The sequence below is a fragment of the Colwellia sp. C2M11 genome, assembly GCF_018860915.1.
Taxonomy (GTDB): Bacteria; Pseudomonadota; Gammaproteobacteria; order Enterobacterales; family Alteromonadaceae; genus Colwellia.
Genome location: NZ_JAHKQD010000052.1, coordinates 193,491 through 204,327, shown reverse-complemented (window position 1 = coordinate 204,327; position 10,837 = coordinate 193,491). Strand labels below are relative to the sequence as shown.

The window sequence follows — 10,837 nt, the reverse complement described above, 5'->3', positions numbered from 1 at the left end:
GTATCACCGATACCATCTTCAACAAGATAAGTAACAACAGGCACTGCTCCGTTAAAGTCTGGCAGTGGCGTAAAAGTATAAGTGCCGTCTCCATTTAATAACAAGGTGCCTTTATCTACTATCGTGACAGGTACACCAACAGGATAATTAGTTTCATCTACACCATCACCGTCACTATCAACACTAAAGCTTGTTACTTTCAACCCAGCTTCAGGGCTTGAGGCATTGGTTAGTACACTACCTGAAGCTACTTCATCTTCCGCTATCTCAACATACTCATTATCATCAGTTAAATCAGATACTGGTGGCTCTGGTTCAGGTTCGGCTACTGGTGGTTCTGGCTCAGGCTCAGCTACTGGCGGCTCTGGTTCTGGTTCGGCTACTGGTGGTTCTGGCTCAGGCTCAGCTACTGGCGGCTCTGGTTCTGGTTCAGCTACTGGTGGTTCTGGCTCAGGCTCAGCTACTGGCGGCTCTGGTTCTGGCTCAGGCTCAGCTACTGGTGGTTCTGGCTCAGCTACTGGTGGTTCTGGCTCAGCTACTGGTGGTTCTGGCTCTGCTACTGGTGGTTCGGGGTCAACAACGGGAACTTGTTCATTAATAGTATCTGCTTCAAAATTTGCAGGTAAAGGAGCCGCGTTATCTTGTTCTGCAGTATCGTAACCCGCTTGTGCTAAAGTTTCATCACCCGTTCGATTCAAAGTTATAAAATCGGTTCCCTCGTTAGCAACTTCACCTGCAGCCGTCTCAGGAAGATCAACGTCATCTCCAGAGGCAATTAACTCTTGAATTGCCTCTATCTCATTCTGCAGGTTATCTATATCTGTAATTTCGACAGCGTTAAGCTCACTCTCTGTAGTAACGGTATCAACAATCTCTTCCTTGACTAATTCTCCTTCAGAATTAGAAACTCTCTGTTGACTACCATCAGCAAAAGTTAATATAAGTTCACTGCCATTTGCTAAGTTAACTGTCGTGCCTGATTGAATAATATCGCCAACTTGTAATATAGTATTTTCAGCCAAATCAATACTTACTTCACCAATAACATCGGTTACTTCGGCATTTGCTGGGTTAGTATAATTTTCCATAGACAACCTTCCTATTAATTTGGTTTACCATATCTTAAAAAGCATTTAACAAAACTTAATGAATAATTAGCAATAAAATACTATAAATTAAGCTTAACTAATATTATTTAAATAAAGTCTGTACTAGCTATCTTTTATCGGTTAATTACTCCATAAAGTCAATGGCGTAATTAAGAATAATTAAGGTTATTTGCTATAACTTTGATCTACATTTGGCTTTTAAGATTATGCGTTCAGAAGTAGGCAATATGAGGTGCTTTTACTAGTTTAACAATGAACAATATATAACAAATAAACAAATAGCGATGCCGAGCGACATCGCCAATTAATAACAAAAATTACTATTTATTTTTAAAGCGACGAGCTGTTAATCCCACTAACGCCAATGCAAAAATAGCAACTGTTGATGGTTCAGGAACTGATGTAGTCACAGATTTAAAAACATGATTCACGTGTAAAATATTTTCAGGTACTGCGAAAGGTAATTGATTTTCGAGCTCAGTTTTCGTTGATGAACGATCCTTAACATAAGCAGTCATATCTCCTACAGAGTCATATTTTGTATCATCACCGCCAAAATTCATTTCAGAAAGTCCTTCATCAAGAGCTGCGATACTTAATAAACCGTTCGCTCCACCTTCATATATATCGTACCAAGCTTTATGATTAACCCCTAAAAGAGATGTACTAGAAAGGATATCACTCATCAATAAGGTACTTATTGCATATTCGCCTTGAGAAAGCTCACCAAACTTCATCTCTGCAACATCAAGACCATTGTATAGCACAACATCTTGTATTTCTTCATTGTCATTTTTAAGTTTAGGGCCTTCTGCCAGCTCAAAGCTGCCTACATATGCCCACTGAACACCTGCATCATCAGCATATAAATCACCTACAATTAACCCTGCATTCGCTTTTCCTGCAACACAAAGAGTAAATAAACAAACCAAAACAACATTTATAATTTTAGAACTCATACTACTTTCCTTAAACCCTACAGAGGGTCAGTAATTAAATCATATAAAACGGTATAGATCTCTTAACAACAGATAAAGCAATCTGTGTGCCAAAAATTAAATACTCTTATATATCAATAGCAAACAGCATAAACAATATTTATTATTATCCTGACTGTTAAAAAACATGACAGAAAATATTCCCTAACTATCATTTTTAAATTCAATGTATACTTACTTTATAGCTTAACACTTATGCATTATATTTTCATCAATTGATTATATTTTACCCAAACCATCAATAATTACAATGATATTACTTATCTACCATGACCATTTTATCCGAATTGCAACCTCTACATCATCCACTATTTACGAAACATAACGTAGTAGTTCAAGTAAAGCGTGATGATAATATTCACCCAACTATTTCGGGTAACAAGTGGCGAAAACTTAAATACAATTTAGAACATGTGTTACGGAGTAAAGATATTAATGGTGTACTTAGCTTTGGAGGCAGTTATTCAAACCACATACATGCTTTAGCATTTGCTTGTTTCCAAAAAGGTATACCTTGTGTAGGCTTCATCCGTGGTGAACAACAATATGCCAATAATTACACGTTAACATGGGCTAAATACTGGGGAATGGAGCTACATTTTATTGATCGTAAAACTTATCGTCGCAGACACGACATTGATTATTTAACCGAATTACAGCGACAGTATCCTAATTACTTTATAGTGCCCGAGGGTGGCAGTAACACACTAGCAATTAAAGGTGTTGCAGAAATAATCACAGAATTAAATAAACAAACTGATTACGACACATTAATCACGCCAGTAGGTAGTGGTGGCACTTTAGCGGGTCTTATCACTGGAGACCTCAACTCAAATGTGAATTTGCATAAACTATTAGGAATCGCTGTATTAAAAGAAGCCGATTACTTAACAAATACTATAAACAAATTATTACCAGGGCCAGTAAAATTGCATGATAACTGGCAATTACTCACTAACTTTCATCGTGGTGGTTATGCAAAGTTTAGCCAATTAGATGCCAACCGTATACTTGAATTTAACCGTATCACCAGTGTTGATTTTGAACCTGTTTATTCGGGAAAGATGCTTTTAGCGTTTATTGATTTACTTGAGCAAGGGTATTTTGCTAAAGGAGAGCGAATTATCTTATTACATACTGGTGGTATGCAAGGACTTGGTGGAATGATTGAACGTGGAATTTTAAAAACTGAACATTGGCGAGAGCCTGAAAAAGTAAACTTAATAAAAAAGCCGTAATAACTAAAGTTATTACGGCTTCTTATAAACTATTAACTCTTGCTGCTTAATTTCCAGATAGTACGCTAATTTAAAGCGGCTTTTATTTGGCCACTTACTACGCCCATATCGGCTCTACCTTGCATCAAGGGTTTTAATGTTGCCATTACCTTACCCATGTCAGCCATTGAGGCTGCACCAGTATCTGTAATAGCTTGATTAATTAAGTCGTTAATTTCTGCATTAGTTAAAGGTTGAGGAAGAAAGAACTCTAAAGCACTTACTTCTTCAGCTTCTTTCACAGCTAATTCATCACGACCACCATCAGTAAACATTTTGATTGATTCTTTACGCTGCTTAACCATTTTGGTTAATACGGCAATAACATTCTCATCAGTTGCTTCGGTGTTATGATCAATTTTTGCTTGTTTCACTGCAGATATAGCCATACGAATAACACCTAGACGTAATTTGTCTTGGGCACGCATGGCATTTTTCATTTCATCTTGGAGCTGAGTTAGAAGTAACATCTAATTATACTCCAAAGGTTACTAAGGACATTCTAAATAGAATGCTTTTAGTACATGCGAACGTGGCGTGCGTTCTCACGAGAAACTTTTTTCGCTGCACGTTTTACAGCAGCTGCTTTTTTACGCTTACGTTCCCAAGTTGGCTTTTCGTAACATTCGCGACGACGAACTTCAGAAAGGATTCCTGCTTTTTCACATGAACGTTTAAAACGACGTAATGCTACGTCAAATGGTTCGTTTTCTCTTACTTTAATTACTGGCATGTACTTTTTTACCTTAGTATTATATCTATATAAATCGGTGTTTAACTTCGATCTCTTAGTAAATTCTTTCTATTTAAAAAATAAACTCAATCTTGTTTACACCCGCTCTATCAAAAATGGGTGACGTATTCTACTGCTAAGTGCTAAGTGATGTAAAGATTAATCTCGCTCCTGTATCAAATATAGTAGCGAAATATCACTAGGACAGGTAAAATCGTCTCTTTTAAGTGAATCAAAAATAATTTTATGCGAATTTTAGGTATTGAAACTTCTTGCGACGAAACAGGTATTGCTATTTACGATGATGGGCAAGGCAATCGTCCTGAAGGGATCTTAGCCCACCAGCTTTATAGTCAAATTGCTGTACATGCTGATTATGGCGGCGTTGTACCTGAACTAGCTTCTCGTGATCATGTTCGCAAAACAATCCCTTTAATTCAAGCGGTATTAAAAGAAGCTAATTTAACCCCCAAAGATTTAGATGGCGTTGCATACACTGCAGGTCCTGGACTTGTTGGCGCACTATTAGTTGGTTGTTCAATTGGTCGAAGCTTAGCTTACGGTTGGAACTTACCAGCAGTACCGGTCCATCATATGGAGGGGCATTTATTAGCTCCTATGCTAGAAGATGATGTACCTGAATTCCCATTTGTTGCACTACTTGTATCAGGTGGCCACACCATGCTTGTTCGTGTCGACGGTATTGGTCAATATAAATTACTAGGTGAATCTGTTGATGACGCAGCTGGAGAAGCTTTTGATAAAACAGCGAAATTGTTAGGGCTAGACTACCCAGGCGGCCCTGCGTTATCAAAAATGGCCGAATCAGGTGTTGCTGGTAGATTCAAATTACCTCGCCCTATGACAGACAGACCAGGTTTAGATTTTAGTTTTAGCGGTTTAAAAACAGCAGCTGGTACGTTAGTTAGAAAAGAGTGTTTCTCTGCAGATGGCAAAAGCTTCTCGGATGATATACTTAAACAAACCCATGCAGATATTGCTAATGCTTTTCAACAAGCTGTCGTTGATACCTTAGCCATAAAGTGTAAACGTGCTTTACAACAAGAGAATTTAAATCGCTTAGTCATTGCTGGTGGTGTTAGTGCGAATACAGCACTACGAGAAAAATTAGCCATTACCACTAAAAAACTTGGTGGTAGTGTATTTTATCCTAGACCTGAATTTTGTACTGATAATGGCGCTATGATTGCTTATGCAGGCTTACAAAGATTAAAAGCAGGCACACACGCAGATCTAACTTTTAAAGCCAGTCCACGTTGGTCATTAGATAGCTTACCTGCAGTTTAAAGCAATACAATGATGATAGTAAATTAAATCGACTAATTTATTTTTGTAGAGATTTTACTTTCTGTTCCTTTAAGTAAACGAACAATATTGTCTTTATGGCGTAATATAATTAACGCACTCAACATTAAAGCCGGATAAACATAAAGCGGCTTTAATATAAAAATATACAACGGCGCCAAAGAAACAGTAACAATAGCCGCTAAACTTGAATATTTAGTTAATTTTGCCACTGTAAGCCAAGTAATAATCAGTAAAAATCCTAAACCTAAGCCAATAGGTAATAAAGTTCCTAAGGCGGTGGCCACTGCTTTACCACCTCGAAAATTAAAAAATATTGGATACATATGCCCTAGACAGGCTGCGACACCAATAATCCCCAAATCTAAAGGCTCAACTTGCAAGAAATAAGCACTCCATACTGGTAAAGTGCCTTTTAATATATCTAAAAACAATACAGTAGCAGCTGTCAGTTTATTACTTATTCTTAAAACGTTTGTTGCACCAGGGTTATTTGACCCTGTTGTTCTAGGATCAGGTAAGCCAAGCACTCTACACACTAAAATAGCACTTGAAATAGAGCCTAATAAATAAGCAGCAATGATCATAGCAAAGGTTAATAGCAACATAATAATAAGAATTATCACAAATATAACAATTTTCTTTATTCTATCTTGTTATCTGCTAGTTTTTCTACACTTGCACAGGTAAACTCGCTTTTTATTTTGTAAAAATGATTCAATAGGTAACAAATGGACAAGGTTTTTATCAAAGGGCTAGCTATTCAAACCACCATTGGCTTTTTTCAATGGGAAAAAGAAATCAAACAAACCTTAGTTATTGATGTAGACATGGCTTGGGATACTGCAAAAGCAGCTATAAATGATGAACTTGAAAAAACGTTAGATTATGCAGAAATATCCACAGCGATAGAAGCATTTGCTAATGACAACCCTGTTGATTTATTAGAAACATTGGCTGAACGTATGGCAAGTTATTTAATGTCACAGTTTCACATCCCTTGGTTACGACTCGCTATTGGCAAACCCGGAGCAGTACATAATGCTATCACTGTGGGTGTAGAAATTGAACGTGGTACGCTTGAACAAACTAAACTTCATAATGAAACTACAAAATAATGGCTGATATTTATATTTCTTTAGGTAGTAATATTGAGCGTGAATACCATGTTAAACATGGTCTTGAAGCACTTGCTATTACTTTTAATATTCCTTTTGCACAACTGTCCTTATCATCTTTATTTGAAAGTGAAGCTATCGGTTTCAGTGGTAACGCATTTTACAATATGGTTATAGGTATAAAAACTCACGATAGTGTCGAGCAAGTGGCAAGTAAGTTACGTAATATTGAAATTGATTATGGCCGAACACATGACGCGAAAAAATTTAGCCCTCGCACCTTAGATCTTGACTTATTACTCTACGACGACTTAATCATTGATACCCCAGCACAATTGCCTAGAGAAGAAATTGATAAAAATGCGTTTGTACTTTGGCCATTAAGTGAAATAGCGCCAACGCTTATTCACCCTTTATTAAAACTAAGCTATCAAACTCTTTGGCAAAATTATAATAAAACTAGCCAACACCTAAAAATCGTTAAAAATTGTTGGTAATCACCACAAGAACAAGGGCACATAAAATATTATGACTACTTTAGAAATTATTATTTTAGCTTTACTTCAAGGCTTAACAGAGTTTTTACCCATTTCTAGCTCTGCTCATTTAATATTACCCTCTCAAATTTTGGGCTGGCAAGATCAAGGGCTAGCATTTGATGTTGCTGTACACGTAGGTACTTTATTAGCAGTCATGCTCTATTTTCGCAAAGAATTAGGAACAATGTCTGTTGCCTGGTTAAGTACGTTTAATATTGGTCCAGCTAAAAATGATACGGACAGCCATATTAAATTTGAAGGGAAACTTGCCTGGTGGATTATCTTTGCCACGATACCCGCTGGCTTATTTGGCTTATTAGGAAAAGATTTAATAGAGGAGCATTTACGCTCAGCACTTATTATTGCACTAACCACAATATTATTTGGCTTTTTGTTAGGGTTTGCCGATGTAAAAGCCGGTAATAGAAAGGTTCATAAGCCACTGGAAAAATTAGGTATTAAAGGCGCAATGTTAATTGGTGTAGCACAAGCAATAGCACTTATTCCCGGTACTTCACGTTCAGGTATCACGATGACAATAGGATTAATGCTTGGTTTATCTAGAGATAATGCAGCCCGTTTTTCATTTTTATTATCAATCCCTGCCATTGCTATGGCTGGTAGTTACCTAACACTGAAATTGGTATTATCAACAGAAGCTGTTGACTGGCAAGCAATAGCCCTTGGCAGTTTTCTCGCTTTTATTAGCGCTTATGCTTGCATTCATTACTTCCTTATTTTATTAAACAAACTTGGTATGATGCCTTTTGTCATTTATCGTTTAATTCTAGGATTTGGCTTATTATGGTTTTTATTAGCTTAGAAAAGCGCACTCTTTAATATCATTTTTCAAAATAAATAATTTAAACAGAACATATAGCGAATTCAAATATGATTGCAATTACTTTAGAAAATTTTCAACAAATCGTTTTAGAAGAATCAAAAAGCAAATTAGTATTAGTGGCTTTTTGGGCGCAACAAATACCTGAAAGTGTCGAATTAAAAGACAAATTAACCGTGAAAACAGCGCCCTATGCAGAACAAATACTCATGGCGACAGTCGACTGTGAAACACAGCAACAAATAGCGCAACAATTCGGTATTCAAGGTTTACCTACCGCTGTACTAGTGCAAGATGGGCAACCTATTGATGGGGTTTCAGGACCACAAACGGACGAAACCATTGCAACGTTTTTAGATAAGCATTTACCAAAACAAGAAGACACACTACTCGCCCAAGCAAAATTAGCGTTAACCGAAAATAATATCACTGAGGCACAAAATTTAATTACCCAAGCCTACCAACTTGATGAACAGCGCGCTGATATAAAATTGACACTAATCGATATCCATATACAAACAGGAAAAATAGAAGCAGCTCAAACATTATTAGATAGCATAAAAATGGTTGATCAAGATAGCTATTATCAAGCCTTATTAGCCAAACTAGAACTAGCAAACCAAGCTGCAAATTCACCAGAAATTCAAGTGTTAGAAAAAGAATTAGCCGATAACCCAAATGACATTAGCATCCAACATCAACTTGCGAGTCAATATAGCCAAGTAAATCGACATGAAGACGCTCTAAAAATATTATTTCGTTTAGTTCAAGCTGGTGAAGCAACAACTAAAGATAAAAGCAAAGAGTTATTTTTAGATGTATTAAAGTCATTACCTGATGGTGATATTATTGCCACTAAATACCGTCGTAAGCTATATACTCTTTTGTATTAAAAAACGAACGGTAAATAGCTAATTTCAATACCCGAAGAAAGAGATTAATGATTTCTTCGGCAATGAATATTGGCAATAATAAAGGTAACATTCTAAGGTAAATGTTCACTCGCTAAATAATCATGTGACTGCATTTCCTGCAAGCGGCTCAAACAGCGTTTAAATTCAAACGCTAAATTACCGCCGCTATATAGCTCTTCTAAAGGCATTTCTGCAGACATAATTAGTTTGACATTTCGTTCATAAAACTCATCAACTAAAGCAATGAAGCGTCGAGTACTGTCATCACTTTCTCGTCCCATTTGCTTAACATTAGCCATTAATACCGTATGATATTCTTGGCTAATTTTCATGTAATCACCTTGACTACGAGCACTTTCACATAAGACAGAAAAATCAAAATACACAATACCATCAGAGACAAGTACTGTAGGAAGTTGTCGATTATTTATTTCAATATCTACCCCAGACTTGATCGCGTCAGATGAAAGCTGTTTAAAATAATAATGTAAGTTATCAGTAGCTTTTTGGTCGAGTGGGTAATGGTAAATTTCAGCCTGCTCTAAAGTACGCAATCTATAATCAACACCGCTATCAACGTTTACAATCTCAGTATTTTCATTAATCAACTTAATAGCAGGTAAAAAACGTTCACGCTGTAAACCATTGCGATAAAGCTCATCAGGAACAATATTTGAAGTTGCAACTAAAATAACATTATGAGCGAAGAGCTCTTCAAATAAAGAGCCTAGAATCATAGCGTCTGTAATATCAGAGACAAAAAACTCATCAAAACAAATTATACGTGTTTCTTTAGCAAACTTTTTCGCGATAATTTTTAACGGATCTGATTGTCCAGTTAACGCTTTAAGCTCTTGATGAACACGATGCATAAAGCGATGAAAATGTACACGCATCTTATTTTCAAAGGGTAAGCAATCATAAAAAGTATCAACTAAATAGGTTTTTCCTCGGCCTACTCCCCCCCAAAAATATAAACCTTTTATAGGTTTATCATCCTGTTTTTTATATACTTTTTTCCAACTATTTAAAACTTTTTTAAAGCTAGATATTTCTACCGGTTTGGTTTGTAAATCTTCATACAATCTTTGTAAATGCTTTACCGCATTTTCTTGAGCCGCATCAAAAAGAAAATCATCTTTTTTTAAATCTTGCTTATATTTATCAATAGGAGAGAGTTTAATCATGAATGAACCATGTTGAATTAGTTGTTACTTGCTTAAAAAGGAAAACTTACTTGAAAAAGAAAAAATTGCCAACATATTTAACCAATAAGTTAAGTTATCGCTACACAATATAATGCTTGCACTATATTATACTAAACAGATTAAACCTTACTTAGAGACAAATTTAATTAATTTGGTATTATTGTAAACCATTACAGCGTTAATTTATCACAAATTTTATTTCCATACATTTTAAGGTAATCCTATGACAGTTTTAAGCGCATTAATCATTTTTGTAGTTGGTGCAATTGTTGGCTTTTTTGCTAACCATTTTTTGTCATCTTCAAACCAAGAACAACGTAAATTATCAGAACAAGTAAGTAAAAGTGAAGCAGCGTTATCTCAATATAAAGTTGATGTTAGTGAACACCTTGCAACATCTGCCGGTTTATTAGAGCAAATGAATAATACGTGTCAAACAGCAATGAAACAAATGAAAGAAAGCACTCAGTTATTGCAACGTGTAACAACTAATGATGCTGATGGAATGCCTTTTTTTTCACAAGAAACACAAGAGCAACTAGCCCAAACAGCAGGTTTACGACATGAGAAACGTAGTACTCAACAAGATGAATCAAGTACAGAAGCTCCATTAGATTATTCTAATGAAGCAAGTGGTTTATTTGTCGATCAAAAGCCAAAAAACACCTAATAAGTTAGTATAAATATTGATTATTTATTATATCTTTCAGAAACATAGTGTTACAAATGTCCAAAATGCATTTTTGAACTAAACCTATTTTATTCAGTCTATTT

At 35.9% G+C, this 10,837-nt stretch carries 13 protein-coding genes; 7 read left to right on the top strand and 6 right to left on the bottom strand.

The genetic code is table 11. The features are described 5' to 3' along the window. Both KO509_RS16195 and KO509_RS16190 read right to left on the bottom strand, forming a co-directional pair. Positions 1 to 1,088, bottom strand: a 1,088-nt coding sequence (locus KO509_RS16195; RefSeq protein WP_215974295.1) for a retention module-containing protein, incomplete at its 3' end; no start/stop codon positions are given. Between the two features lie 341 nt (positions 1,089 to 1,429). Then, a complete protein-coding gene (locus KO509_RS16190; protein ID WP_252727651.1) occupies positions 1,430 to 2,068 on the bottom strand; it encodes a PEP-CTERM sorting domain-containing protein in 639 nt (212 codons plus the stop codon). Positions 2,069 to 2,376: 308 nt separating this feature from the next. On the opposite strand from KO509_RS16190, the gene KO509_RS16185 reads away from it, so the two are divergent. Further along, positions 2,377 to 3,345 (top strand): pyridoxal-phosphate dependent enzyme, encoded by a 969-nt coding sequence (locus KO509_RS16185; RefSeq protein WP_215974294.1) that lies wholly within the window; start codon positions 2,377 to 2,379, stop codon positions 3,343 to 3,345. 65 nt (positions 3,346 to 3,410) lie between these two features. Here KO509_RS16185 and KO509_RS16180 read toward each other — a convergent pair whose 3' ends face one another. Together KO509_RS16180 and rpsU are read right to left on the bottom strand one after the other, a co-directional pair. After that, positions 3,411 to 3,854 carry a GatB/YqeY domain-containing protein gene (locus KO509_RS16180; protein WP_215974293.1) on the bottom strand — a complete coding sequence of 148 codons (444 nt, stop codon included), beginning with the start codon at positions 3,852 to 3,854 and terminating at the stop codon, positions 3,411 to 3,413. A gap of 47 nt (positions 3,855 to 3,901) precedes the next feature. Beyond that, a complete protein-coding gene (rpsU, locus tag KO509_RS16175) occupies positions 3,902 to 4,117 on the bottom strand; it encodes a 30S ribosomal protein S21 (RefSeq protein ID WP_114326764.1) in 216 nt (71 codons plus the stop codon). A gap of 246 nt (positions 4,118 to 4,363) precedes the next feature. Here rpsU and tsaD point away from each other — a divergent pair, with 246 nt between their 5' ends. Continuing rightward, positions 4,364 to 5,425 carry a tRNA (adenosine(37)-N6)-threonylcarbamoyltransferase complex transferase subunit TsaD gene (gene tsaD, locus KO509_RS16170; RefSeq protein WP_215974292.1) on the top strand — a complete coding sequence of 354 codons (1,062 nt, stop codon included), beginning with the start codon at positions 4,364 to 4,366 and terminating at the stop codon, positions 5,423 to 5,425. Between the two features lie 32 nt (positions 5,426 to 5,457). Here tsaD and plsY read toward each other — a convergent pair whose 3' ends face one another. After that, positions 5,458 to 6,051, bottom strand: coding sequence for a glycerol-3-phosphate 1-O-acyltransferase PlsY (gene plsY, locus KO509_RS16165; protein ID WP_215974291.1), 594 nt, complete (start codon positions 6,049 to 6,051; stop codon positions 5,458 to 5,460). A 123-nt stretch (positions 6,052 to 6,174) separates the two neighbouring features. Between plsY and folB the strand changes: the two genes are divergently transcribed. From folB to KO509_RS16145, 4 genes are all read left to right on the top strand, one after another. Next, positions 6,175 to 6,561, top strand: a complete 387-nt coding sequence (gene folB / locus KO509_RS16160) for a dihydroneopterin aldolase (RefSeq protein ID WP_215974290.1) — start codon at positions 6,175 to 6,177, stop codon at positions 6,559 to 6,561. After that, complete coding sequence (gene folK / locus KO509_RS16155; protein ID WP_215974289.1) at positions 6,561 to 7,058, top strand: 2-amino-4-hydroxy-6-hydroxymethyldihydropteridine diphosphokinase; 498 nt, start codon at positions 6,561 to 6,563, stop codon at positions 7,056 to 7,058. Before folB ends, folK begins: the two co-directional genes overlap by 1 nt. A 31-nt stretch (positions 7,059 to 7,089) precedes the next feature. After that, positions 7,090 to 7,923, top strand: a complete 834-nt coding sequence (locus KO509_RS16150) for an undecaprenyl-diphosphate phosphatase (RefSeq protein WP_215974288.1) — start codon at positions 7,090 to 7,092, stop codon at positions 7,921 to 7,923. Between the two features lie 68 nt (positions 7,924 to 7,991). Beyond that, entirely contained in the window at positions 7,992 to 8,834 is an 843-nt protein-coding gene (locus KO509_RS16145; protein WP_215974287.1) for a tetratricopeptide repeat protein, read from the top strand. A gap of 92 nt (positions 8,835 to 8,926) precedes the next feature. On the opposite strand, the gene zapE is transcribed toward KO509_RS16145, so the two are convergent. Further along, positions 8,927 to 10,042: a cell division protein ZapE gene (zapE, locus tag KO509_RS16140; protein WP_215974286.1), complete on the bottom strand. Its 1,116-nt coding sequence runs from the start codon at positions 10,040 to 10,042 to the stop codon at positions 8,927 to 8,929. A 244-nt stretch (positions 10,043 to 10,286) separates the two neighbouring features. Between zapE and KO509_RS16135 the strand changes: the two genes are divergently transcribed. Then, a complete protein-coding gene (locus KO509_RS16135) occupies positions 10,287 to 10,733 on the top strand; it encodes a DUF1043 family protein (RefSeq protein ID WP_215974285.1) in 447 nt (148 codons plus the stop codon). The last annotated feature ends 104 nt before the right edge of the window (positions 10,734 to 10,837 follow it).

Bases quoted from the DNA above. Each gene is read 5' to 3' on its own strand.
- KO509_RS16190 (WP_252727651.1), bottom strand. From the start codon at position 2,068: ATGAGTTCTAAAATTATAAATGTTGTTTTGGTTTGTTTATTTACTCTT.
- KO509_RS16185 (WP_215974294.1), top strand. From the start codon at position 2,377: ATGACCATTTTATCCGAATTGCAACCTCTACATCATCCACTATTTACG.
- KO509_RS16180 (WP_215974293.1), bottom strand. From the start codon at position 3,854: ATGTTACTTCTAACTCAGCTCCAAGATGAAATGAAAAATGCCATGCGT.
- rpsU (WP_114326764.1), bottom strand. From the start codon at position 4,117: ATGCCAGTAATTAAAGTAAGAGAAAACGAACCATTTGACGTAGCATTA.
- tsaD (WP_215974292.1), top strand. From the start codon at position 4,364: ATGCGAATTTTAGGTATTGAAACTTCTTGCGACGAAACAGGTATTGCT.
- plsY (WP_215974291.1), bottom strand. From the start codon at position 6,051: ATGTTGCTATTAACCTTTGCTATGATCATTGCTGCTTATTTATTAGGC.
- folB (WP_215974290.1), top strand. From the start codon at position 6,175: ATGGACAAGGTTTTTATCAAAGGGCTAGCTATTCAAACCACCATTGGC.
- folK (WP_215974289.1), top strand. From the start codon at position 6,561: ATGGCTGATATTTATATTTCTTTAGGTAGTAATATTGAGCGTGAATAC.
- KO509_RS16150 (WP_215974288.1), top strand. From the start codon at position 7,090: ATGACTACTTTAGAAATTATTATTTTAGCTTTACTTCAAGGCTTAACA.
- KO509_RS16145 (WP_215974287.1), top strand. From the start codon at position 7,992: ATGATTGCAATTACTTTAGAAAATTTTCAACAAATCGTTTTAGAAGAA.
- zapE (WP_215974286.1), bottom strand. From the start codon at position 10,042: ATGATTAAACTCTCTCCTATTGATAAATATAAGCAAGATTTAAAAAAA.
- KO509_RS16135 (WP_215974285.1), top strand. From the start codon at position 10,287: ATGACAGTTTTAAGCGCATTAATCATTTTTGTAGTTGGTGCAATTGTT.